This window comes from Mesorhizobium ciceri biovar biserrulae WSM1271, from assembly GCF_000185905.1.
Taxonomy (GTDB): Bacteria; Pseudomonadota; Alphaproteobacteria; order Rhizobiales; family Rhizobiaceae; genus Mesorhizobium; species Mesorhizobium ciceri.
The window spans coordinates 634450-657540 of sequence record NC_014923.1 but is presented as its reverse complement, the minus strand read 5'-3'; the positions used below and the strand labels follow the sequence as shown (position 1 = coordinate 657540).

28 protein-coding genes are annotated in these 23091 nt (G+C 63.3%); 12 read left to right on the top strand and 16 right to left on the bottom strand.

The features are described from left to right. Nucleotides 1-6: 6 nt before the first annotated feature. Together bchE and MESCI_RS03075 are read right to left on the bottom strand one after the other, a co-directional pair. Nucleotides 7-1575: a magnesium-protoporphyrin IX monomethyl ester anaerobic oxidative cyclase gene (bchE, locus tag MESCI_RS03080; protein WP_013528488.1), complete on the bottom strand. Its 1569-nt coding sequence runs from the start codon at nucleotides 1573-1575 to the stop codon at nucleotides 7-9. A 117-nt stretch (nucleotides 1576-1692) separates the two neighbouring features. Continuing rightward, complete coding sequence (locus MESCI_RS03075; RefSeq protein WP_013528487.1) at nucleotides 1693-2169, bottom strand: Lrp/AsnC family transcriptional regulator; 477 nt, start codon at nucleotides 2167-2169, stop codon at nucleotides 1693-1695. A 136-nt stretch (nucleotides 2170-2305) separates the two neighbouring features. Here MESCI_RS03075 and phhA point away from each other — a divergent pair, with 136 nt between their 5' ends. Continuing rightward, the gene (gene phhA, locus MESCI_RS03070) at nucleotides 2306-3142 is read left to right on the top strand and encodes a phenylalanine 4-monooxygenase (protein WP_013528486.1); all 837 of its coding nucleotides are present in this window, start codon (nucleotides 2306-2308) and stop codon (nucleotides 3140-3142) included. 122 nt (nucleotides 3143-3264) lie between these two features. On the opposite strand, the gene MESCI_RS03065 is transcribed toward phhA, so the two are convergent. From MESCI_RS03065 to MESCI_RS03060, 3 genes are all read right to left on the bottom strand, one after another. Further along, complete coding sequence (locus MESCI_RS03065; RefSeq protein ID WP_013528485.1) at nucleotides 3265-4704, bottom strand: GMC oxidoreductase; 1440 nt, start codon at nucleotides 4702-4704, stop codon at nucleotides 3265-3267. Continuing rightward, nucleotides 4701-4877 carry a hypothetical protein gene (locus tag MESCI_RS32200; RefSeq protein ID WP_013528484.1) on the bottom strand — a complete coding sequence of 59 codons (177 nt, stop codon included), beginning with the start codon at nucleotides 4875-4877 and terminating at the stop codon, nucleotides 4701-4703. Before MESCI_RS32200 ends, MESCI_RS03065 begins: the two co-directional genes overlap by 4 nt. Nucleotides 4878-5071: 194 nt before the next feature. After that, nucleotides 5072-5833 (bottom strand): GGDEF domain-containing protein, encoded by a 762-nt coding sequence (locus MESCI_RS03060; RefSeq protein ID WP_013528483.1) that lies wholly within the window; start codon nucleotides 5831-5833, stop codon nucleotides 5072-5074. A 160-nt stretch (nucleotides 5834-5993) separates the two neighbouring features. On the opposite strand from MESCI_RS03060, the gene MESCI_RS03055 reads away from it, so the two are divergent. Next, a complete protein-coding gene (locus tag MESCI_RS03055) occupies nucleotides 5994-6707 on the top strand; it encodes a pyrimidine 5'-nucleotidase (RefSeq protein ID WP_013528482.1) in 714 nt (237 codons plus the stop codon). 91 nt (nucleotides 6708-6798) lie between these two features. Here MESCI_RS03055 and MESCI_RS03050 read toward each other — a convergent pair whose 3' ends face one another. Next, nucleotides 6799-7644 (bottom strand): LOG family protein, encoded by an 846-nt coding sequence (locus tag MESCI_RS03050; RefSeq protein ID WP_013528481.1) that lies wholly within the window; start codon nucleotides 7642-7644, stop codon nucleotides 6799-6801. A gap of 142 nt (nucleotides 7645-7786) precedes the next feature. Here MESCI_RS03050 and dapD point away from each other — a divergent pair, with 142 nt between their 5' ends. The 4 genes from dapD (at nucleotide 7787) to MESCI_RS03030 (ending at nucleotide 10233) form a co-directional block, all read left to right on the top strand. Beyond that, complete coding sequence (gene dapD, locus MESCI_RS03045) at nucleotides 7787-8641, top strand: 2,3,4,5-tetrahydropyridine-2,6-dicarboxylate N-succinyltransferase (RefSeq protein WP_013528480.1); 855 nt, start codon at nucleotides 7787-7789, stop codon at nucleotides 8639-8641. A gap of 72 nt (nucleotides 8642-8713) precedes the next feature. Beyond that, a complete protein-coding gene (locus tag MESCI_RS03040; protein ID WP_013528479.1) occupies nucleotides 8714-9076 on the top strand; it encodes a DUF805 domain-containing protein in 363 nt (120 codons plus the stop codon). Then, nucleotides 9069-9446: a DUF805 domain-containing protein gene (locus tag MESCI_RS03035; protein ID WP_024502086.1), complete on the top strand. Its 378-nt coding sequence runs from the start codon at nucleotides 9069-9071 to the stop codon at nucleotides 9444-9446. The genes MESCI_RS03040 and MESCI_RS03035 overlap by 8 nt, the downstream gene beginning before the upstream one ends. Nucleotides 9447-9459: 13 nt before the next feature. Continuing rightward, a complete protein-coding gene (locus tag MESCI_RS03030; RefSeq protein WP_013528477.1) occupies nucleotides 9460-10233 on the top strand; it encodes a hypothetical protein in 774 nt (257 codons plus the stop codon). Here MESCI_RS03030 and MESCI_RS03025 read toward each other — a convergent pair. After that, a complete protein-coding gene (locus tag MESCI_RS03025) occupies nucleotides 10136-11176 on the bottom strand; it encodes a 2-dehydropantoate 2-reductase (protein ID WP_013528476.1) in 1041 nt (346 codons plus the stop codon). The two genes, MESCI_RS03030 and MESCI_RS03025, sit on opposite strands and share 98 nt — an antisense overlap. A gap of 127 nt (nucleotides 11177-11303) precedes the next feature. Between MESCI_RS03025 and dapE the strand changes: the two genes are divergently transcribed. After that, a complete protein-coding gene (dapE, locus tag MESCI_RS03020; protein WP_013528475.1) occupies nucleotides 11304-12497 on the top strand; it encodes a succinyl-diaminopimelate desuccinylase in 1194 nt (397 codons plus the stop codon). Nucleotides 12498-12502: 5 nt separating this feature from the next. After that, entirely contained in the window at nucleotides 12503-13138 is a 636-nt protein-coding gene (locus MESCI_RS03015; RefSeq protein ID WP_013528474.1) for a hypothetical protein, read from the top strand. Here the strand turns inward: MESCI_RS03015 and truA are convergent. The 5 genes from truA to def form a co-directional block, all read right to left on the bottom strand. After that, nucleotides 13105-13875 carry a tRNA pseudouridine(38-40) synthase TruA gene (gene truA / locus MESCI_RS03010; RefSeq protein WP_013528473.1) on the bottom strand — a complete coding sequence of 257 codons (771 nt, stop codon included), beginning with the start codon at nucleotides 13873-13875 and terminating at the stop codon, nucleotides 13105-13107. The two genes, MESCI_RS03015 and truA, sit on opposite strands and share 34 nt — an antisense overlap. Nucleotides 13876-13996: 121 nt before the next feature. Continuing rightward, the gene (locus MESCI_RS03005) at nucleotides 13997-14503 is read right to left on the bottom strand and encodes a GNAT family N-acetyltransferase (RefSeq protein ID WP_013528472.1); all 507 of its coding nucleotides are present in this window, start codon (nucleotides 14501-14503) and stop codon (nucleotides 13997-13999) included. Next, entirely contained in the window at nucleotides 14500-15453 is a 954-nt protein-coding gene (fmt, locus tag MESCI_RS03000) for a methionyl-tRNA formyltransferase (protein WP_013528471.1), read from the bottom strand. Before fmt ends, MESCI_RS03005 begins: the two co-directional genes overlap by 4 nt. Before the next feature lie 116 nt (nucleotides 15454-15569). Then, nucleotides 15570-15812: a plasmid stabilization protein gene (locus tag MESCI_RS02995; protein WP_244506880.1), complete on the bottom strand. Its 243-nt coding sequence runs from the start codon at nucleotides 15810-15812 to the stop codon at nucleotides 15570-15572. 68 nt (nucleotides 15813-15880) lie between these two features. Next, nucleotides 15881-16411, bottom strand: a complete 531-nt coding sequence (gene def, locus MESCI_RS02990; RefSeq protein WP_013528469.1) for a peptide deformylase — start codon at nucleotides 16409-16411, stop codon at nucleotides 15881-15883. A 103-nt stretch (nucleotides 16412-16514) separates the two neighbouring features. Here def and MESCI_RS02985 point away from each other — a divergent pair, with 103 nt between their 5' ends. Next, nucleotides 16515-17786 carry a DNA recombination protein RmuC gene (locus tag MESCI_RS02985; RefSeq protein WP_013528468.1) on the top strand — a complete coding sequence of 424 codons (1272 nt, stop codon included), beginning with the start codon at nucleotides 16515-16517 and terminating at the stop codon, nucleotides 17784-17786. Nucleotides 17787-17806: 20 nt separating this feature from the next. Here the strand turns inward: MESCI_RS02985 and MESCI_RS02980 are convergent, their stop codons facing one another. The 3 genes from MESCI_RS02980 to MESCI_RS02970 form a co-directional block, all read right to left on the bottom strand. After that, entirely contained in the window at nucleotides 17807-18211 is a 405-nt protein-coding gene (locus MESCI_RS02980) for a GFA family protein (RefSeq protein WP_013528467.1), read from the bottom strand. Between the two features lie 61 nt (nucleotides 18212-18272). Continuing rightward, complete coding sequence (locus MESCI_RS02975) at nucleotides 18273-19238, bottom strand: cation diffusion facilitator family transporter (protein WP_013528466.1); 966 nt, start codon at nucleotides 19236-19238, stop codon at nucleotides 18273-18275. Nucleotides 19239-19365: 127 nt separating this feature from the next. Beyond that, nucleotides 19366-20175: a transglutaminase-like domain-containing protein gene (locus MESCI_RS02970; protein ID WP_013528465.1), complete on the bottom strand. Its 810-nt coding sequence runs from the start codon at nucleotides 20173-20175 to the stop codon at nucleotides 19366-19368. A 312-nt stretch (nucleotides 20176-20487) separates the two neighbouring features. Here MESCI_RS02970 and MESCI_RS33020 point away from each other — a divergent pair, with 312 nt between their 5' ends. After that, a complete protein-coding gene (locus MESCI_RS33020; RefSeq protein WP_013528464.1) occupies nucleotides 20488-20613 on the top strand; it encodes a hypothetical protein in 126 nt (41 codons plus the stop codon). A gap of 205 nt (nucleotides 20614-20818) precedes the next feature. After that, the gene (sugE, locus tag MESCI_RS02965; protein WP_013528463.1) at nucleotides 20819-21133 is read left to right on the top strand and encodes a quaternary ammonium compound efflux SMR transporter SugE; all 315 of its coding nucleotides are present in this window, start codon (nucleotides 20819-20821) and stop codon (nucleotides 21131-21133) included. A gap of 138 nt (nucleotides 21134-21271) precedes the next feature. Here sugE and MESCI_RS02960 read toward each other — a convergent pair whose 3' ends face one another. Further along, a complete protein-coding gene (locus tag MESCI_RS02960; protein WP_013528462.1) occupies nucleotides 21272-21700 on the bottom strand; it encodes a DUF6481 family protein in 429 nt (142 codons plus the stop codon). 278 nt (nucleotides 21701-21978) lie between these two features. Here MESCI_RS02960 and MESCI_RS02955 point away from each other — a divergent pair, with 278 nt between their 5' ends. After that, nucleotides 21979-23040, top strand: coding sequence for an LLM class flavin-dependent oxidoreductase (locus MESCI_RS02955; protein ID WP_013528461.1), 1062 nt, complete (start codon nucleotides 21979-21981; stop codon nucleotides 23038-23040). Nucleotides 23041-23091 lie beyond the last annotated feature (51 nt).

Here is a 23091-nt window from a genome sequence, read left to right as displayed (position 1 = left end):
GGCTCGTCAGCCGGCTAACTTTCTCGCCTCAGAATCTTCAATATTGTCGATGGTGGGAATGGCGGGCTTTCTGGCCGGGCGTCGAACGGACATCGATTCCTCCTCGGCGTCCTGCGGCGCGCCCCAGAATTCGGCCAGCGTCGGGCCGTCTTTCACCCTGATGTCGCGGACCAGAAAGCCCCAGACCTCGCGGAACCACACGCGGCGGCCCATCTGTGTGTACCAGCGCATCGAATGGCGCTGCTCGGGATCCTTGTGGAACAGGATGCGGGCCAGCGCCTTCGGCCGTGATTGCACCGCCAGCTCGATCAGCTTGACGCTGAAGAACAGCATCCACGGCTTCAGCCGCGTCATCTGCAGCACCTGGTGCTTGTAGTCCCACAGGCGCGCATCCTGCTGGATCACCTTGCGATCCCGCGCGATGCGGAAGAACGGCGTCCAGCGATGCGGCGTCACATAAAGCGCCTGGATCTGGTCGGGGTCGTAGGCGATGAGTTGGCGAAAGCCGCGCCACAGGTCGCGAAACCCTTCGTCCTCGAAGCCGGACACCCAGGTCGCCATAGACAGGATGCCGCTGAGACGCAGCAGCCTTATCGCCTCGCGATCGGATGAGGTGCTGCCGCCCTTGCGGATCAACTGAAGCGTCTGCTCGTCGGTGTTTTCCATGCCGAGCAGCCAGCGGATGACACCGGCCTTGCGGTAGAGATGCAGGATGTCGGCATCGCGCACTATGTCGTCGGCACGGGTCGAACCGACGATCAGCACCGGCACGTTCTCGGCGATCAGGGCATCGAGGAAGGCCCGCCAGGCTTTCTTCGAGACCGTCGGATTCTCGTCGGCGAGATTGATGAGCTCGACGCCATGTTGGCGATGCAGCCATGCTATCTCCCTGGCGAATTTCACCGGATCGCGATGCCGCCAGCGGGTCCAGAAGCCGCGCTGGCCGCAATAGTTGCACAGATGCGGACAGCCGCGCGAAAACTGCATGACCACGGCCCGCTTGCCGCCCCAGTAGCTGTAACTGGTATGGTCGATCAGTTCCCAGCCGACGCGGTAGGCGTCGAGGTCGGCAATGGTCATGGCCGCCTGTGTGGCGAAGGGGCGGCTGAGATCGTCGCGATAGGCGATGCCGGCCACGCTCGCCGGCGGCTGGCGCATTTCCAGCCCTTCGACCAGCGCCACCACCGTCGCTTCGCCCTCGCCGCGCACGATGAAGTCGAAGGCATCGGTAGCGGCCAGGATGTCGCGCCAATGATAGGTCGGGAAAACGCCGCCATAGATGATGATGGTCGCCGGCTCGCGCTCCTTGATCATGCGCGCGATCGCCAAGGCGGTCGGGTGCGCCGAGGTCGAGCCGGAATGGCCGATCAGGACGAAGTCGGGGTGGTCCTCCAGTGCGCTGCGCACGACGTCATCGAGCGGCATCGGCCCGAACTCGGCGTCGACGAGGCGCACCTGATGGCCGGCATCGATCAGCGGCCCGCCGATCGCCAGCAGGCCGAGCGGCGGCAGGTGATCGTCGGGCACGCGGCTGCCGATGGCGGTGTGCGGCGGATTGATCAGGACGATTTTCATGGCGGACCTCCTGGGCAGTTGGTCCGCACAAGCTGGCCGGCGATGTGGACACGCGCTTGGCCCGTTTCAGCAGTTTGCGTGCAGCTTTTCCTCAAGGAGTGCGAAGGGCAGGCATTGTCATCGCCTGAGATGCCCGAGCGGCACATGGCCCGGGCCCTTGATGTTCTGCAGCACCAACTGCGTGTGGACGTCGCGCACGCCGTCGAGCCGCATCAGCCGGTGCATGACGAAAGCGTTGAGCTCGTCGACCGACGGCACCATGACATGCAGCAGAAAGTCATGGTCGCCGGTCATCGTCCAGCACGAGGAAACCTCGTCCATGCGCTGCACGGCGGCGATGAAGCTTTCGGGCGAGCCGTCGCTGTGGCTGACGAGGCGCACCTGGATGAACACCTCGACCATCAGCCCGACAGCGCGGCGGCTGATCACGGCGGCAAATCGCTTGATGATGCCGGCCTCCTGCAGCGCCTCGAAGCGCCGCGCGCATGGTGTCGTCGACAGGCCGATCTCTTGCGCCAGCTCTGAAACCGGTTTGCGCCCGTCGCGCTGCAGGACATCGAGCATCTTGATCTCGAAATCATCGAATCGAGGCATTTTCACTCCTTCCTGGGAATTTCTGAGTGAATATTATCCCGATTTCCGAATTCGAACCATCATCAAAACCGATTCGCCTCCGCAAATCCGCTTAACGTTCAGCACGTCAGCGATTTGCTTTGCGAGGAGAAAAACCATGACGACGATGAGCGTTGCCGAATACGCCCGCGACTGCGCGGCGCAAGGATTGCGCGGCGACTACTCGGTCTGCCGTGCCGATTTCACCGTGTCGCAGGGTTACGATTACAGCGATGAAGAGCAGGCGGTGTGGCGCACGCTGTGCGACCGCCAGACCAGACTGACGCGCAAGCTCGCCCACCATTCCTACCTCGACGGCGTCGAAAAACTCGGCCTGCTCGACCGTATTCCCGACTTCGACGAGGTCAGCGCCAAGCTGCGCAAACTGACCGGTTGGGAGATCGTCGCGGTGCCGGGGCTCATTCCCGCGGCTCCGTTTTTCGACCATCTCGCCGATCGCCGCTTCCCGGTCACCAACTGGCTGCGGACCAGGCAGGAGCTCGACTACATTGTCGAGCCCGACATGTTCCATGATTTCTTCGGCCATGTGCCGGCGCTGTCGCAACCGGTGTTCGCCGATTTCATGCAGATGTATGGCGAGAAGGCCGGCGACATCATCGCGCTGGGTGGCGACGAGATGATTTCCCGGCTCTACTGGTACACGGCCGAATATGGCCTGATGCAGGAGGCCGGCCAGCCGCTGAAGGCCTTTGGCGCCGGCCTTATGTCGTCGTTTACCGAGCTGCAGTTCGCGGTCGAAGGCAAGGACGCCCACCACGTGCCCTTCGACCTGGAAACGGTGATGCGCACCGGCTACGAGATCGACAAGTTCCAGCGCGCCTATTTCGTGCTGCCGTCCTTCGACGCCTTGCGCGATGCCTTCCAGACCGCCGATTTCGCGGCAATCGTCGCCCGGCGCAAGGACCAGCCGGCGCTCGACCCGGCGACGCTCTAGAGCAATTCCAGGAAAAGTGTGAAACGGTTTTCCGTCCGGAATTGCGTCAAACAAAGAGTTAGAGCGGATCGCCGTTCCGTGAAACGGTGAACTGCCCTAGGCAGCATGCTGCCCTGCAGCCGTCAGGCGGTGACCACCTTGCTGAGATGGTCGCCCAGCCGGCAGGCCAGCGCGGTGATCGTCGTCGTCGGGTTGCATTGACCCGACGTGCAGAACACCGAGGAGCCGCCGACATAGAGATTGTCCATGCCGTGCACCTTGCAGTTGGCGTCGACCACGCTCTTGCTGATGTCGGTGCCCATGCGCGTGCCGCCCATATGGTGATGGCCCGCCGTCTCGTCGTTGGTCGGATAGTCCTGACCATTGCTGATCCAATCGGCAATGCGCACGCGGCCGAGATTCTTCTCGATCAGCGTTGCGCCGAACAGTCTGAGCCCTTCGAGAAGGGTGCGATGTTCCAGTTCGGATTTCTTCCAGTGCAGTTCGATGCGCGGCACGCCGGCATGGTCGACATCGGTCTTCGACAACTCGATCTGGTTGGAGGCCAGCGGCGCCTGTTCCCAGGCGACGTAGAGCTGGGCCGCGCAGCGCAGTCGCTGACTGAGCTGGTAGGACATCCATTCCGCCATGCTGGGCGCCGTGCAGGCGAGGTCGGCGATAAGACTCTTGACCCCGGGATACGGCGTCTCGATCAGCCGGATGCCGAAATTCATGATCTGCAGCCGCTCCATGGCGGCGAGTGTCGGCGAGAAGAAGGCCTCGTTGACGGCGTCGACCTCGAACGCGTTATAGTCGGCCAGGATGGCGTTGCCGCCCTCGAAGGTCGGATGCTCCATCCAGTAGCGGCCAAGCGCAGTTGCATTCGGCACGACGCCGCCGTTCGAGCGCTGGTTGGACCACAGAAGCAGCCGCGAATTCTCCAGCCCACCGGTGCAGACGATGAAATAGTCAGCGCTGAACGAGCCCGCATCCTGTCCGTGCGACCACAGCCTGGCGCCAGTCACGCGTCTGCCGTCGCCGGCAAGTTCGGTGGCACAAGTGTTGAGCACCACCGCGATGTTCGTGGCCTTGTCGAGTTCATCGCCGAACTTCTCGGCGAAGCGCACGGCCGGGCTCTTGATCAGCTGCACCCAGCGAATGTCGTCCGAGATCGGCATATCGGGCCGGAGGGCCGGAAGGTCGAGAATATCGCGCACTTCCGGCAGATAGGGTTCGATGTCGGTGCGGGCGATCGGCCAGCCCGTATCGGGTACCCAGGCCTTCGGCTCGAAATCCTGCTTGTCGAGCACGCGGCACCAGCCTGCCCAGTGGTTGGAACTGCCCCCCATGAACCGCAGCCGGGTGATGTCGAGATCGAAATAGAAATCCCCGACCGTGCTGCCCCGGTAAAAGTCCTGCGAGTCGTCGCTGAATTCGCGCGGACCGGCCTCCATCACCACCACCGGAATGCCGGCCGCGCCAAGCTTGCGGGCAATGGTCATGCCGGCCGGACCGGAGCCGAGGATGCAGACCTTCGGGGTGAAGTTCGCAGCGCGATACGCCTCGTAGCTGTCGAAGATCATGCCAGGTCGCTCCGCTTCAGGATCCAGCCACCGACCTCGACGATCTCGTTCGGGTCGGGCTTTGGACCGGCGGCATCGGCATCAGGCAGCTTGCGGAACAAAGACAGGGCAGGCAATGCGATCAACGCCTGCACGAGCGCGCGGCGTGACATTTTCTTGATGATGAAACTCATGGCTGGTCTCTCGGCTGGGCTTCGGCACTGCATGGCGTTCCCAGAACGGCAATTCCCGGAACGACACATGCATCACCGTGGAAGCCAGTATCGTGCCAAGTCTGGCCGCAAAGCAGTGAAAACCCGGCTAAGCGGTACAACCGAGTGCAAACAAGGTTAGAGTTTTCTTAACAGGCCGGTTGCGGCAGATCGGATCACGCCGCCTCGGAAATGCCGGTGTCGATGATCGTCAGGTTACGGCCCTGGTGCTTGGCCTGGTAGAGGCGTCGGTCGGCGGCGCGCATCAACTCCGACACGCTGGCTTCCTCGCCGCAGACAGTACCGCCGATGCTGACCGTGAGCGGAATGGTCCGCTCGTCGACGGGCCGGAAGCGGATCAGCTCGACTTCGCGGCGAATGCGCTCGGCGACGCGCTTGGCCTCCTGCTCGGTGGCGCCAACCAGAAAGGCGCCAAATTCCTCGCCGCCGATGCGGCCGAGCACATCGCCGCTGCGCACGCCGCGCTGAATCGCGCTGGCGATCAAAAGCAGCGCGTCATCGCCGGTCAGGTGGCCGAAATTGTCGTTGATGGTCTTGAAGTGGTCGGCATCGATGATCAGCAGCGCGCCGCGATCGGACTTGCGGCGCGAACCGTCGAGCGCGGCAAAGAAGCTTTCCCGGTTGAGCATGCCGGTCATGTCGTCGCGGCTCGCCTTTTCCGCCAGGCGGCGATGCGCGGCGGCGAGCTGGGCATGGGCTCGGGCGAGATCGCGATGCGCGTTTTTCAGCCTGTCGCTTTGCCAGAAAGTGCTTGCGCTGGCGGCCCACGCCAGCACCAGCGGACAGAGCGTGGAGGTCAGCCAGATCGTCCGGTTGACCGGAAATCCCATGGCCGGAACGATGATCAGGGTCAGCAGGAGAGAGGCCGCGACTGAGGCGAAAGCAACGGCGGCGGATCTCAGAATTATGCTGTTCATCGCTTGCTCCCACAAGACTGCCTCTCTGCCAGCAAGCCCTGAAGGCCACCTTTCCCAGATGCCTAAAATTTGAATCGTGAGACGATTTACGCAACCTCAACGAGCAGAAGTTGTGGATAAAGTCGCTTTCGGAATGCGCGTTTCATGCCATAAGGAGCCCATGACCACGCTCCCTGACCCCGCCCGCTTCGCCCATGTCACCGACTGGGTCTTCGATCTCGACAACACGCTCTATCCGCACCATTCGAATCTGTTCTCGCAGATCGACGTCAAGATGACCGCCTATGTCGGCGAACTGTTGGCATTGCCGCGCGACGATGCGCGCAAGTTGCAGAAGGAGCTCTACCGCGAATATGGCACGACGCTGAACGGCCTGATGACACGCCACGGCATCGACCCCGACGATTTCCTCGAGAAGGTCCACGACATCGACTATTCATGGCTGGTGCCCGATCCCGTTCTCGGCACCGCCATCCGCCAGCTTCCCGGCCGCAAGTTCATCTTCACCAATGGCGACCGCAGGCACGCCGAGCGCACCGCGCGCCAGCTCGGCATCCTCGACCATTTCGACGACATCTTCGACATCGTCGCTGCGGGGCTCAATCCCAAGCCGGCGCGCCAGACCTACGAGAAGTTCGCCGAACTCCACGCCGTCACCGGCCACAATGCGGTGATGTTCGAGGATCTTGCCCGTAACCTTTCGGTGCCGAAGTCGCTCGGCATGACCACGGTGCTGATCGTGCCGCGCAATTTCGAGCCGACCTTTTCCGAAATCTGGGAGCGCGACCCGGCCAATGAGGATGATGTCGATTTCGTCACCGACGATCTGGCGGGGTTTCTGACGGCGATTGTGGAGAGGGGGGAGGGGAAATGAAGAAATGATGAAATGACGAATTGGGGATCGATCCGAACGCAGAGCCACAATCCCTTCATTCTTCAATTCTTCAATTCCCCGATCCCCAGCCCTACTCTCCTAACTTATAGAACCGGCTGATAATCCCCCACGCCTCATCCGCGGTGTCGACGAAGTCGATGATGTCCTGATCACCGGGGCTGATCGTGCCCTGCTCGGCGAGGAAATCGAGATCGATCGCCCGCTTCCAGAAGGATTTGCCGAACAGGATCACCGGCACGCGCTCCATGCGCCCTGTCTGGATCAGGGTCAGCGTCTCGAAGAATTCGTCCATCGTGCCGAAGCCGCCCGGAAACACCGCGACCGCCTTGGCGCGCATGACGAAATGCATCTTGCGGATAGCGAAATAATGGAAGTTGAAGCAGAGCTCCGGCGTCACATAGATGTTCGGCGCCTGCTCGTGCGGCAAGACGATGTTGAGGCCTATCGACGGCGCGCCGACATCGTCGGCGCCGCGGTTTCCCGCTTCCATCACGCCAGGCCCGCCGCCGGTCACCACGACATATTCGCGGTAATAGGAGGTAGCCGATTGCTGCGAGCAGAGGCGGGCGAATTTGCGCGCTTCCTCGTAGTATTTGCTGTTCTCTTCGAGGTTCTTCTTCTGCGTCTCGTTCTTGGCCGCCCAGGCCTCGCCGCCGGGTTCCGGCAGGCGCGCACCGCCGAACAGGATCACCGTCGAGCGGATGCCGCGTTCGGCTAGGATCATTTCCGGTTTCAGGAGTTCGAGTTGCAGCCTGACCGCGCGCAACTCGCGCCGCGTCATGAAGTCGGGATCGTTCCAGGCGAGCCGGTAGGTTTCGGCACGCGTCTGCGGCGTGTCAGGTACGCTCTTCGACCGCTCCAGATCCTCGTCCGAATGCGGCAGCGGCGTCCACCCCGCCTTTTCCATAGGAGTCATAACTACCCGTCCAATTCCCTTAACTGCGCCGTCCCGTGACGCACACGCGATTGACCCCCATTAAGCCTTAACATAGGGTCCGCGCGACTTTCAAAACAGGTTAAGGCTCAGCCCCTTAACAGCTTGGTAATGGAGCGAATTCATGTCGAAGCCCGATCTGGCGAGCCTCGAAAAGACCATCGAGAAGGCCTTCGAGGAACGCGATGCGATTTCGACTGCGACGCGCGGCGAAACGCGCGATGCCATCCAGTCGGCGCTTGACCTGCTCGACCGCGGCGCCGTCCGCGTCGCCGAGCGGCAGGCCGACGGCAAGTGGCATGTCAACCAGTGGCTGAAGAAGGCCGTGCTTTTGTCCTTCCGGCTCAACCCGATGGAGATCATCAAGGGTGGTCCCGGCGAAGCGACGTGGTGGGACAAGGTGCCGTCGAAGTTCGATGGCTGGGGCGCTGTCGATTTCGAAAAGGAGGGCTTTCGCGCCGTGCCGGGGTCGATCGTGCGTCGCTCGGCCTATATCGCGCCGGGCGCCGTGCTGATGCCGTCCTTCGTCAATGTCGGCGCCTATGTCGATACAGGCACCATGATCGACACCTGGGTCGGGGTAGGCTCCTGTGCCCAGATCGGCAAGAACGTGCATCTTTCCGGCGGCGTCGGCATCGGCGGCGTGCTGGAGCCGATGCAGGCAGGTCCGACCATCATCGAGGACAATTGCTTCATCGGCGCGCGCTCGGAAGTGGTCGAGGGCTGCATCGTGCGCGAAGGCTCGGTGCTCGGCATGGGCGTCTTCATCGGCCAGTCGACCAAGATCGTCGACCGCGCCACCGGCGAGATTTTCTACGGCGAAGTGCCGCCGAATTCCGTCGTCGTCGCCGGAGCGATGCCGGGTAAGCCCTTTCCGAACGGCGAGCCGGGTCCGAGCCTCTACTGCGCCGTCATCGTCAAGCGCGTCGACGCCAAAACCAGGTCCAAGACCTCGATCAACGAATTGCTGCGCGATTGATCTTTGCGCAAAGCGGGCGCACCTTCCGCCGGCGCGACAATCGGTCGCGCGGGTTCATCATGGAGGGGTGACATGGACTGGAAGTATCTGCTCACAAGTTTTGACGGTCGCATCAACCGTGGCAAGTTCTGGGCCGCGATTGGCGTTTTCATCGTCATTGGCATCGTTGCCTTTATTCTCGATGCGATCCTCGGTACACGCATCACCACGGCCAGTGGCGCCCAGATCGGCATCATCGGCATTCTCATCGCTCTGGCCTCGATCTATTTCGCACTCGCAGTCTACGCCAAGCGCTGGCATGATCGCGGCAAGTCGGGCTGGTGGAGCCTGATCATGCTGGTGCCATTGATCGGCCCGATCTGGTTTCTGGTGGAATGCGGCATTCTCGAAGGCGCCAGGGGCGCCAATCAATATGGACCGGACCCGCTTGCCTGACAGATCAGATCTCACCTGGCTTTTCTTCAAAACCTCGGGCCGCGTCAGTCGCGCGGCCTATTTTCTTGGCGGGTTGCTCGTCGCTATCATCCAGGCCTTCCCGCTCTACCGCTTCACGCTGGTGCCGGAAGGTTCGGCCGAGAGCAACATGTGGTCGTTCATCTTCTTCGTCGCCTTCATCGCCTCGCTGTGGTCGAACATTGCCCTGGCGGTCAAGCGGCTGCACGATTTGGACAAGCCGGGCATTGCGGCGCTGATCCTGTTCGTGCCGGTGGTCTCGATCGTGGCCTTCCTTGTGTTGTGCCTGTTTCCGGGGCAGCCTGGACCCAACCGCTACGGCCGGCGCACCAACGAGCCAGCACAACCCTGAGGTTCGATCGGACATGCGCTACCGTACGCTTGATCCGAAACTGATCATCGAGACCGCAGAACGGCTGGAGACGCGCGTTGCGGAGCGTTTCCCCGATGCCGGCCTGCGCGGCGTTGCCGCCGAACTGGTCTCGCTGTCGCGCGACCTGGCACAGGGCGCCAAGGCCCTGGAAGCGCCGATCTGGTGGCTGCGCGGCCTCATCGTCGCCGCTGTCGTTGCCGGCGCACTGATGTTCATCTTCGTCGGAACCGTATTGCCATTCGACCGCATTTCCAAACCGGGTGATGCCGTCCAGTCTGTGCAAGGCATCGAAGCTTCGCTCAACATGTTCATCCTCGCCATTGTCGGATTTCTCGCCTTGATCCGCTCCGAGGAGCGCATCAAGCGCAAGCAGGTCTTTCGCCAACTGCATGGCCTGCGCTCGCTGATCCACGTCATCGACATGCACCAGCTGACCAAGGATCCGGCGGCGCTGTCGGCCGATTTCAAGCCAACGTCGCATTCGCCCGCCCGCATCACCAATGCCGCCGACCTGGCGCGTTACCTCGACTATTGCTCCGAAATGCTGTCGATCACCGGCAAGATCGCCGCATTGTTCGCGCAGTCGGTCAATGACGACGTGGTCATCGACGGCGTCAACGACATCGAGAGCCTGGCGTCCAACCTGTCGCGGAAAATCTGGCAGAAGATCACGTTGATCGACGGCCGGCCGGTGCAACAATCTGCTCCGGCGCCAGGCCCGGCGAGCCAAGCCGCTCCGCTTCCGCTGCGCGCACCAAGGCGATGATCCGCTGAACCGTCGGCACGGGCGTGCCGGCCTTCCCCGCCAGCCGCAAGATGGCACCTTGCAAATCGTCGATCTCCGTCGGCCGGCCGCGCTGAAGATCGTCCCACATCGACGAGCGCGCCTGCGGGTCGATCGCCAGCATGCGCCGCGCCAAGAGCTTGAACAGCCAGTCCGGCAGCCTGAGCACTTTCGGCAGCAGCGCCGGCCGCAGGCCGGCGACCCGCGCCGGCTCGATGCCGGACGCTTTCAGTGCCGTCAGCGCCTCGTCGATCTGGCCGGCCAGGATCAGCCGCCAGCGTCGGTCGGCCAGTTCGGTTGCCAGCGGCAGGCCGGAAAGCGCCACCAGCGCGTTGTTCAGATTCATCAGCAGCTTACCCCACAGCACCGCCTTCATGTCGCCATGCGCTTCAACCGCAAACCCTTCGACGCCAAGCAGGCCGACCAGGCCGGCATCGCCATCCTCGACCATCACCTTGCCGTCGCTGGCGCGGTGCACGCGCAGCGGCAGCTCGCCGTCCGGCGACTGCACCACATTGAACGGCACCATGCCGGCCAGCACCGTTCGCCGGCCAAGTCCGGCACGCAGCCTGTCGGCATTGTCGACACCGTTCTGCAGGCTGATCACCACGGCGTCGGGCCGGGCATGAGCTTTGATAAGATCCGCCATGTCCTGAGTGGCGCCGCTCTTGACCGTGACCAGGATCACGTCCGCCTGCGGCAGGGTGGCGGCCGGATCGGTGGTGACGGCAAGCGCCTCCGGCTTGATCGAGCGATCGCGGCCCTGGAGGTCGCTGACCCGCAATCCACCCTGCCGCAACGCTGCCTCGATGCGCGGCCGGGCCAGCAGAATGACCTTTCGGCTGGCCAGCGCCAGGCAGCCGCCGGCATAGCAGCCGATGCTGCCGGCACCGGCTATGACGATCCGTTTGTCCTTGTCTGCCATCCTGTCGCCCGCGCCGGGTCGCAACTATACGACATGAAAACCATAATATCGGCGGTATCGCCAGCCATGAGGCTGGCCCCTATGTCTGGCCGTGACAGGCCCTGCGCTTTCGACTATCGCTTTTGCCATGACGCTGCCGACCGATCCTGCCGAAAACCTCGCCGCCCTTATCCGTTGCGCTTCGGTGACGCCCGCTGAGGGCGGTGCGCTGACCGCGCTGGAGACGATGCTCAAACCGCTCGGCTTCCTGGTCGATCGGCCGGTGTTTTCCGAAGACGGCACGCCCGATATCGAAAACCTCTATGCAAGGCGTTCCGGCAATGGCCCGCATCTGATGTTCGCCGGCCACACCGACGTGGTGCCGGTCGGCGACGAAGCCGCCTGGACGCATCCGCCCTTCGCCGCCGAGATCGCCAATGGCGAGATGTATGGCCGCGGCGCCGTCGACATGAAGGGCGGCATCGCCTGTTTCATCGCCGCCGTGGCGCGCCATGTCGAGGCCAATGGCGGTCCGAAAGGCTCGGTCTCGCTGCTGATCACCGGCGACGAGGAAGGCCCCGCGATCAACGGCACGGTCAAGCTGCTCGAATGGGCGGCTTCCAGGGGCGAGAAATGGGATGCCTCTGTCGTCGGCGAGCCGACCAACCCGGATGCGCTGGGCGACATGATCAAGATCGGCCGCCGCGGCTCGATGTCCGGCGCCGTCACCGTCAATGGCCGCCAGGGCCATGTCGCCTATCCCTTGCTTGCCGACAATCCGGTGCGCGGGCTGATGAGCCTGGTCGATGCCTTGCTGCATCCGGTTTTCGACAAGGGAACCAGGGATTTCCAGCCGACCAATCTGGAGATCACCTCCATCGATGTGGGCAACCCGGCCACCAATGTCATCCCGGCCAAAGCGACCGCGACCTTCAACATCCGCTTCAACGACACCTGGACGGACGAGACCCTGCAGGCCGAAATCCACAACCGGCTCGACCAGGCGGCCAGGCGCAAGAAGTACCGGCAGGGCAAGAAGACGCCGGTCGACTACGAGCTCGTCTGGCGCGACCGGCCGAGCCATGTCTTCCTGACCCGTGACGACAGGCTGATCGAAACGCTGCGCGGCTCGATCAAGTCGGCGGTCGGCAAGGAGCCGACGCTGTCGACCTCCGGTGGAACCTCCGATGCGCGTTTCATCAAGGACTATTGCCCGGTGGTCGAGTTCGGGCTGGTCGGCAAGACCATGCACATGGTCGACGAGCGCGTCGCCATTGCCGACCTCGAGACGCTGACGCAAATCTACCAGCGCTTCATAGAAGACTGGTTCGGACAGGGCTGAACAGCATGCTTTCGGCGGACGAAACCCAAGCTTCGCTGACGGGCGCCTGGCGATTGATGCTCGGCAGAGCCGACGGCCTGCGCCTGCTCGACCTGTCGGCCGACGGCTTCTGGAATTCCTTCTTCGCCATTGTCGTTGCAGCACCGGCGCTGATCGTCGGCTGGGTCGGCATCGCCAACGAAATCGGCGATCCCGACGCCTTCGCGGGGCGCTTCAGCATGCTGGTGCGCCTGGCGACGGTCGACATCGGCTCCTGGGTGCTGCCGCTGGTTGCGCTCGCTTTCATCGCGCCGCGCGCCGGCATAGGCGGCCGCTTCGTCCACTACGTCGTTGCCAGCAACTGGGCTTCGGCCATCACCGCCTGGCTGATGCTGCCTTCGGCGCTGATCCGGCTTTTCCTGTCGTCCGCAAGCCAGGTTTCGAGCCTTGTGTCGCTGTTCCTCTTTGCCCTTTCTATGGTGCTGACCTGGCGCATGACAAATGCCACGATGGGCAGGGGCGCAGCGGTCGGCACGGCCGTTTTCGTCGGCATGTTCATTGCGTCGCTGCTGGTGCTGTTCGGCCTGCAGACGTTGCTCGGCATCACCGTCCCGGACGATGTCGGAGTTCAGAGCCTTTCCGGGCTCGTCTCGACCGGATAATCGACACCGGTGAGAAACAGCCCGTCGGGCGGCGCCACCTGGCCGCAGGCGGCGCGGTCGCGCGCCTCGAGCGCTGTTTTCAGGTCGGCCGCGCTCCAGCCGCCGTCGCCGACACGCTTGAGCGAGCCGACCATCGAACGCACCTGGTTGTGCAGGAACGAGCGCGCCGAAGCCCTGACCTCGATCATGTCGCCTTGTCGGCTCACATCGAGCCGTTCCAGCGTCCTGATCGGGCTGTTGGCCTGGCACTGGGTCGAGCGGAAGGTGGTAAAGTCATGCCGTCCGAGCAGGACCTTTGCCGCTTCGTGCATGGCGCCGGCGTCGAGCCGCTTCGGCACCCACCATACCTTGCCCTTGTCGAGCGCGGCCGGCGCGCGGCGGTTCAGGATGCGGTAGAGATAGTGGCGGCCAATGGCCGAGAAGCGGGCGTCGAAACTGTCGGAGACCACCGTCGCTTTCAGGATGGCGATGCGCGCCCCGGCCGCCTGCAGATGGGCGTTGACGGCATCGCGCACCTTGTCGCTCGGCCACGCCTTGACGAGGTCGACATGCGCCACCTGCGCAGTCGCATGCACGCCGGCATCGGTGCGGCCGGCGGCGCGCAGCCTGATCGCTTCGCCGCAGAATTTTTCGATCGCCTGTTCGATCGCCTGCTGCACCGAAGGCTGATCCGCCTGGTGCTGCCAGCCGGCAAACAGGCTGCCGTCATATTCGATGTCGAGGCGAAAACGCGGCATTTGCGGCTAGAGCTCTCGCCTCGAGCAATTCCAGGAAAAGTGTGAAACGGTTTTCCGTTCGGAATTGCGTTAAAACAAAGAGGAGTGCAGTTCGCCGTTTCCGTGAAAACGGCTGACTGTTCTACGCGGCGAGAGCGGTGAAGGCGGAGGCGTAGACCAGCCTGCCTGCTTCTGGCGCGTCACCCCAGGCCAGCGCCTGCAGCGCTTCGCCCTGGTATTCGCTTTCGAAGTTCTCGGCACGCGTGTGGCTATAGCCGAAACGCCCGTAATAGGTGGGGTCGCCCAGCACCACGGCCAGCGTCTCACCACCATCCTTGAGGCGGATATGCGCCTCGCGGATCAGCGCGCCGCCAATGCCGCTGCCATGGAACGAGGGCTCCACCGCCAGCGGCGCCAGCGCTACGGCCGCGAAGGTCTTGCCGCCATTCTGGACGAACAGCCGCGAAAACAGGATATGGCCGACCACCTGGCCGTCCTCTTCCGCAACCAGTTCGGCAACCGCGTCGCCGCCGGTCACCAGCGCGTCGACCAGACCGGCCTCCGCCTGCTGGCCGAAAGCGTGTTCCTCGACGAGGCGGATGGCCTCGCGATCCCGCGGCGTTGCCGCGCGTATCGACATCATGCTCATGAGAATTTCAGTCCTTTTTCGATCTTGGCCCCGCGCAGGAATTCCGACGCGGCAGCGGGCTTTCCGCCCGCCCGTTGAACTTCGACCAGCCTGATCGCGCCTGCCCCGCAGGCGACCGTCAGCCGGTCATCGAGAATTCCTCCCGACTCGCCCAAATCTTCCGAAGGCGACAGGCCTTGCGACAGCGTCGAGCGAAGCAGTTTCAGCCGCTCCTGGCGGCCGCCAATTCCTATCTCCGACCAGGCGCCTGGAAAGGGCGACAGGCCACGAATATGATTGTGGACCTCACTTGCCGAGCGAGTCCAGTCCACGCGAGTCTCGGATTTATCGATTTTCTTGGCGTAGGTCACCCCATCCACAGCTTGTGTGGTGAATGTCAGGGTGTTCCCTTCCAACCGCGCCAGCGCTTCCACCATCAAGGCAGCACCGACACTCATCAACCGATCATGCAGATCGCCGGCTGTCATATCGGGTTCGATGGCGCACTTTTCAACCAGCCCGACCGGACCGGTGTCCAGGCCCTCTTCCATGCGCATCACCATCATGCCGCTTTCCAGGTCTCCGGCCATGATGGCGCGCTGGATGGGGGCGGCGCCGCGCCAGCGCGGCAGAAGCGACGCATGGCCGTTGACGCAGCCGAGCCGGGTTGCCTCCAGAACCGCCTTCGGCAGCAGCAGTCCATAGGCGACGACCACCGCCACATCGGCCTGCAAGGCGCGAAAAGCGGCCTGTTCGGCCTCGCCTTTGAGCGAAACCGGCGTCCGCACCTCGATGCCCAGTCGCTCCGCCTCGCGCTGCACCGGCGACGGCGTCAGCTCCAGCCCGCGTCGTCCGGCAGCGCGCGGCGGCTGGGTATAGACGGCTGATATCTCATGGCCAGCCTCGGCGATCGCGCGCAAGGTCGGCACCGAAAACTCCGGCGTACCCATGAAGATGACGCGAAGGGGCATTTTTTCTTCCGGTATCCTGTCTTCTTGCTCGCGCAGTGTGCCGGCTCAGGCATCCGCTTCAAACGGGTTTACGAGCTTTAGGTCAAGGCCGTCGAAGTCGCGGGACGACCGTCGCGCTATCTTTCCGCTTCGATCTTCTCCATGATTTCCGCGTATTCATCGCCAATTGCGCTTTCAGATACGAAAGCCGAGCGAATTGCAGCCCACGCCGAGAGGCTCGACTCCTCTCGGGCCGGCCTCTCCGCAACTATGCCTTTGCGCAGAAGGCCGATGGCCTTGTCCGAGACGCTCTGGCCGACCTCGCGCGCCGCCAGTTCGATCTCGCGCTTCAAAGGCTCAGGAATGTCCCTGATCAGCATGTCGACCGTCGGCATCTCCATTTGGTGGCAATCCTGCCGACAATAGGCCTGGAGGGGACTCCCGTACCTTATCCCGCGAGCTTGCCCGGCGCCTTGTCCCTGGCGAGCTTCTTGAATTTCTTTACCACCATGTCGCGCTTCAGCTTCGAGATGTGATCGATGAACAGGACGCCATTGAGGTGGTCGATCTCGTGTTGCAGGCAGGTCGCCATCAACCCCTCGGCCTCTATCTCCTGCAATTTGCCGTCGCGGTCGAGATATTTGACCCGCACGGAGGCGGGGCGTTCGACCTCGGCGTAATAATCCGGGATCGACAGGCAGCCTTCCTCATAGACGGAGCGCGCGTCGGCGCTCTCCAGGATTTCCGGATTGATGAAGACATGCGGCGCCGGCGTCTCGTCTTCCTTGGCGAGATCGATCACCAGCAAGCGCAGCGGCTCGCCGATCTGGATTGCCGCCAGCCCGATGCCCGGCGCATCATACATGGTCGCCAGCATGTCGTCGGCTAATTTGCGCAAAGGCGCGTCGACACGCTCTACGGGCTTGGAAACCTGGCGCAGGATGGGGTCGGGAAGGATGATGAGCGGCTTGATCGGCATGGCGTTCCACCTAAGACCTCCAGCGAAACGCGTCAACCGGTTGGCATCAGGCGCGTTCACGTTTTGATCTGTGCTATCGCGGCGAATCGTCTATGCTGTCCACATGAATGATTTGAGCACCATCCTTTCGGAGCCTGTCGCCCGGCTTGGCGCCACAACGATCACGCTCGGCCATGCGCTGGCCTTCGGCGTTTTGCTGTTTCTGGCCCTGTTCGTGGCGCTGGTCATTGCGTTGTGGCGGTCGGCCAAGGCGCGCGCCGTGGCGGCCGCGGAAGCCGCCGATCATGCCCGCGATGCGGAAGTGCGGATGGCCGGCATTCTGCAAAGCCAGGCCGAAATGCAGGGCCGCATGGGCGCCATTGCGGAAGTGTTCGGCGCACGGCAGGCGGAACTGACGCAATCGATCGGCCAACGCCTCGACGCCATGACCGGCCGGCTCGGCCAGACCATGACCGAGCAGACCAAATCCACGCATGAGAGCCTGGCCAAATTGCAGGAACGGCTGGCGATCATCGACGTCGCGCAAGGCAACATCCAGTCGCTCGCCGGCCAGGTCGTGCAATTGCAGGCGATCCTCTCGAACAAGCAGACGCGCGGCGCGTTCGGCCAGTCGCGCATGGAGGCGATCGTTGCCGACGGCCTGCCGCACGGCGCCTATGAGTTCCAGGCGACGCTGTCGAACGGCAGCCGGCCCGACTGCCTGGTGAAGATGCCGAATGGCGCGCCGTCGCTGGCCATCGATGCAAAATTTCCGCTGGAAGCCTGGAACGCCATCCGCGCCGCCGATGGCGCCGATCTGCAGAAGGCAGCTTCGCAGGCCTTCCGCCGCGACATCGAGATCCATGTCCGCGATATCTCGGAAAAATACCTGATCCAGGGCGAGACGCAGGACACTGCCTTCATGTTCGTGCCGTCGGAATCGGTGTTCGCCGAGATCCACGAGAATTTCGAGGCGATCGTGCACAAGGCGCACCGTGCGCGCGTCGTCATCGTCTCGCCGTCGCTGCTGATGCTGTCGATCCAGGTCATCCAGGCGATCCTCAAGGATGCCCGCATGCGCGAACAGGCGCACCTGATCCAGGGCGAGGTCATCCGGCTGATGGAGGATGTTGCACGTGTCGATGAGCGGGTGCGCAAGCTGCAGGTGCATTTCGGCCAGTCGGCCAAGGACATCGACGACATACTGGTTTCGACGTCGAAGGTCACCAAGCGCGGCCAGAAGATCGAGGCGCTGGAATTCGGCGCGCAGCCCGACGGCGATGCCGCCGTAGACGCCGCGTCACGGGGTCCCGCCGCCAAGGTCGATACCGGCGCGCGCGTTGCCGATTCGAAAACCGGGCAGCTCAGGCTGAGGGTCGTCGAAGGCGACGATTGAGGCGCGGTGCCGGACCGGTGCTACTGCTCCTCCAACGTGGTCATGCCCTGAAATTCAGGCAGCCAGTGCAGCGCCGAGCGGTGCCATTTCTGCTGTGTCGGGATCAAATCCTGGCGCTGCCGCGCGGTCCCCACGCGAATTCCATAGACCTTCGGACCATCTCCGACAGACGTGGCGTAAAGATGCGAACCGCAGTCGGCGCAAAAGGCCTGGGTGCGCTTGGCGCCGCTCGCCACGATCTTGATGTAGATTTTCGGCGTGCCCTTGGTGATGCGATAGTTGCTTTCCGGCGCCGGAACCGTAAGGCGAAAAGCCGTGCCGGTCAGTTGCTGGCAATCCGTGCAGTGGCAGATCGTGGTCTTTTCCGGATCGACCTCCGCCTCGTAGGTGATGGCGCCACAATGACAGCCGCCGTCTATTCTCATCTTCGTTCCTCCAAAGCCCCTTCAATCTAGCGGCGCAAGGCCGTGAGGCAATGGCACGGTTTTAGTCCAGGGCAGGATCGGATGCGGAATCGATCAGCCTGCGTCGCTGCTCCCAGGTGCCTGACGTCTGCGGCTTGACGAACAGCCGTGTGATCTCCGGCATTTCCTTCTTCAACTGCGCCTCCAGGCGCTCGACGCAAGCTTCGATCTCGGGCGCCGTCAAATGGTCCTCGAACTCGATGCTGAGCCCGGCGACGATCTCTGTCGGCCCCATATGGACGGTCAGGACGCCGTTCGCCCGCTGCACCGCCGGATCCTGCTGGGCGATCGCCAGCACTTTCATCTGCACCTCGGGCGACGCCGGCTCGCCGATCAGCAGGCCCTTGCTTTCGCGGGCCAGGAAGATCGCGGTCGCGCCAAGGATCAGCCCGATGCCGATAGAGGCGGCGCCGTCGAGCTCCGGCATCTCCAGCAGTTCCGCCGCCAATATGCCGGCGAAAGCGACGATCAGGCCGAGAAGTGCCGCACTGTCCTCGAACAGCACGGTGTAGACGCTCGGATCCTTGCTCGACTGCACGGCCTGCAGCCAGCCTTGCCTGCCCTTCTGCCGGCGAAACTCCTTCAGCGCCACCCACCACGAACTGCCTTCGAACAGGAAGGAAAGGCCCAGAACAATATAGTTGACCTTGGCGTTGGCGACCGGCTCCGGCGCCATGATATGGACCACGCCTTCGTAGAACGACACGCCGGCGCCCAGCGCGAAGACGAGGAGCGCGACGATGAAGCTCCAGAAGTAGAGTTCGCGGCCGTGGCCGAGCGGATGCGTGCGATCGGCAGGGCGAGCGGCGCGGTGCATGCCGTAGAGCAGCAGGCCGCCATTGCCGGTATCGACCAGCGAATGGACGCCCTCCGACAGCATCGCCGAACTGCCGGTAAAGGCGGCGGCGGCGAACTTGGTCAGCGCGATGGCGAGATTGCCGGCGAGCGCCGCGTAGATCACCTTTTTTGAGCCGCCGTGCCCGGCCATGGCATTTGCCCCCGTTCAAGGCGCAGTTTAGCGGCCAGGCCGCTAAAGCTCCACAGGCATCACACCGCGCGAATGTCGGGTCGTCCACGGCAGCGGCCATGAGAGATCGGTCTATGGAAAACGGCGACTACTCGATGATCTCGCTGGTCCACACCTTGAAGCCGGCAAGCGTTCCCGGGCCGAAAATATGGGTCAGCGGCACGTCGGCGGCGTCGCGGCCGGAGGCGATCAGGATGCGGCCGATGCGCGGTGCATTGTTGCGCGGGTCGAAGACATGCCAGCGGCCGCCGAGATAGACTTCCATCCAGGCGCAGAAATCCATGCTTGCCCATGGCTTCGGCATACCGATGTCGCTGATGTAGCCGGTGCAATAGCGCGTTGGGATGTTGAGTGCCCGGCAGAAGGTGACGGCGAGATGCGCGTAGTCGCGGCACACGCCGCTCTGTTCACGATAGGCTTCCGCCGCGGTGCGCGTCGGCCGTGCATTGCCGTAGTTGAAGACGATGTGGCTGTGGACGAAGTCGCAGACCGCCTGCACGCGCGGAATACCCAGCGGCGTGTTGCCGAACAGCCGCCACGCCTCGTCAGCCAGAAGGTCGCTTTCGCAAAAACGGCTGGGCAGCAGGAACAGCAATGTGTCCGCCGGCAGGTCGCGCACCTCGTGCTGCCAGGCCATCAGGTCGCCCATCTCGAAGTTGCCGGGGTCGCGGATCACCGCGTCGGTGCCGAAGGTGAAGCGCCCGGGCGGCGCGACAAGCCGGTTGCACCAATTGCCGAAACTGTCGCGATAGCTTTCGATCGGCACCGGCGGATTGGAGATCAGGAAATCCGGCCGCTCGAGATCGGAGGCCCGCGAATAGTGCACATTCAGCATCGCGATGAGCGGCGTTTCCTGCGGAAAGTCGAAGCTCATCTCGCAGCCGATGTGGATTCGCATTGTCGTCCTGACGGCCTGCCTGACGATCACCCGGCGAAGCTCGGGTCGATGCTGCAGTGCGAAAATGACCATGGCACGGACCGCCATGGTTTACGAGCAAATTAGAGCAATTCCAGGAAAAGTGTGAAGCGATTTTCTGTCCGGAATTGCGTCAAAACAAAGAGTTAGAGCAATTCGCTGTTTCCGCGAAACGGTGAATTGCTCTAGAAACCGGTTGAAAGCGATCCGCTGCCGGCGGCAACAGTCGCTAACCCCTTGCGGTCGGGCGGTTCTCTTGTTTCACTTGGCTTCTCACATCAGGAGGAACGAATCATGGCTAAAGGTGCGATGAAGGCAGGCAAGGAAGCCCGCAAGCCGAAGAAGGACGCCAAGAAGCCCGCTCCGGCTCCGGCGCTGAAGGCGCCGCCGGTCAAGGCGATGAAGCTCAAGGACAAGTAGGTCCGGCGATCCACTTCGCAATAAGATTACGGCCGGCGACACTTGTTGCCGGTCGCTGTTGCTCGAGCGCCCGAAATTCCTATATTGGCGTGGCGGGGACGACCTCGCGCTTCCCCAAATCCGGACGGGACGACCCGCCATTGGTTGACTGATCGTCGGACGCCGAAGTCACTTTTCGGTCCGATGCTCTGATGGAGCGTTGTCGATGTCGTGGATTCTTCTCTTTTTCGCTGGCTTGTTCGAGATCGGCTGGGCAATCGGCCTCAAATACACCGATGGCTTCTCGAAGCTGGTGCCGACCGTGCTGACCGTTGCCTCGATGGTCGTCAGCCTCACTCTGCTCGGCCTGGCGCTGAAGGCGCTGCCCGTCGGCACCGCCTATGCGGTGTGGACCGGCATCGGCACCGTCGGTACGGCACTGCTCGGCATCTGGCTGCTCGGCGAACCGGCCACCGCGATCAGGCTGGCCTGCATCGCGCTCATCGTCTGCGGCATCATGGGGCTGAAGTTCGCCGCCTGACGGTAACGCTTGGGTCTCTTGGTTTGCGCATGTCGTCCTCCCAGAGCCGGGACCAGGGCGACATGCATGGGACAAACACGTTCAGGGCCGCTGCGAGGCGACCCTGGTTCTCGAAGCAGATTGCTCCGTAGCCGAGAGCTAGCGGGCGGAGAAGCCCGGAGGCGTCCTGCCGGTACGCTGCTTGCGTGCCGCATAACGCGCGTCGCGCTTGGCCTTGCGTTCGGCTTCGTCGGCCAGAAGACGGGCGATGCGCTCGTTCTCTTCGGATTCCCGAATCTTGGCCTCGGCCTGTGCAGCTTCCTCGGCGGCGATACGTGCCGCTTCGGCTGCTGCCTCGCGCTCGGCCTTCTCGACCGCTTCGCGTGCCAGCTTCTCCTGCTTCAGCCGGGCCTTTTCGGCCTCGCGGATTTCGCGGGCCGCAAGGATAGCCTTGCGTTCAGCCTGCCGCGCCAGCACTGCGGGATCATCCGCCGCCGGCTTTGCCTTGAAGCGCTCGAGGAGCGCCTTCTTTGCCTCGTTTGCGGCATTGCGCCGCTCGAAAACGTCTTTTTCCCTGTAGATAGCCAAGTCCACTTCCCTGAAGTCAATTCGCGACGCTTACATACGCGCGAAAACCGAGAGTTCAAGCGCCAAAACGGCATGGCAGCCATGAAATTGTCGGCTGTTGCACTCGGGAGACGCCTTTGGAGCAATTCCAGGAAAAGTGTGAAGCGGTTTTCCGTCCGGAATGGCGACGAAGAGATAGAGCCGAAACCGACATGCACTGTTCACCGTCCGCCCCACTGGCGGCGCGGCTGAGGCGTCGCTACGTCTAACCCGAAAACCCAACACCAGGATGACATCAAATGGAACTCGGTCTCTACACATTCGCCGACGTCAGCCCGCAGCCGGGCCCCGGTGCCATCGGCCCGCATGAGCGGCTGCGCAACCTGATCGAGGAGATCGAGCTGGCCGACCAGGTCGGCCTCGACGTCTTCGGCCTCGGCGAGCATCACCGGCCCGACTATGCCGCCTCCGCACCGGTCGTGGCCCTGGCCGCGGCGGCCGAGCGTTCGAAGCGCATCAAGCTGACCAGCGCGGTCACCGTTCTGTCTTCCGATGACCCGGTGCGCGTTTTCCAGCAATTTGCCACGCTCGATCTTCTGTCGGGCGGCCGCGCCGAGATCATGGCCGGGCGCGGCTCGTTCATCGAATCCTTCCCGCTGTTCGGTTTCAACCTCGAGGATTATGACGAGCTGTTCGCCGAAAAACTGGATCTGCTGCTTGCCATCCGCGACAGCGTGAAGGTCACCTGGTCGGGCAATCTGCGTGCGCCGATCAACGATCGCGGCGTTTATCCCCGGCCCTTCCAGGACAGGCTACCGGTCTGGATCGCCATTGGCGGCACGCCGCAGTCTGCCGCCCGCGCTGGCGCGCTCGGCCTGCCGCTGGCGCTCGCCATCATTGGCGGCGAGCCGGCGCGTTTCGCGCCGCTGTTCGATCTCTACCGCGAAGCCGCCAAGCGCGCCGGCAGTGATCCGGCGGGCCTTGCCACCAGCATCAACGTGCACGGCTTCATCGCCGAGACGACCGAGCAGGCGGCGGACGATTTCTACGGCCCGCAGGCGGAAGTGATGAATCGCATCGGCCGCGAGCGCGGCTGGGGTCCGACCTCGCGGGCGCATTTCGACCAGTCGCGCGGCCCCACAGGCGCCCTGTTCGTCGGCAGTCCCGAGCAAGTGGCTGAAAAGATCGTCGCCCAGCACAAGATCTTCGGCAATGACCGCTTCCTGCTGCAGATGGCGATCGGCACCATGCCGCATGCCAAGATCATGAAGGCGATCGAACTCTACGGCACCAGGGTGGCGCCGATCGTGCGCAAGGAAACAGCCAAGCCCGCCACAGCCGTCACGTCGCCGGCAGCCTGACCCGGAGCCGGCGCGAGCGGCCTCAATCCCGAAGCCGGCTCATGGAACCCT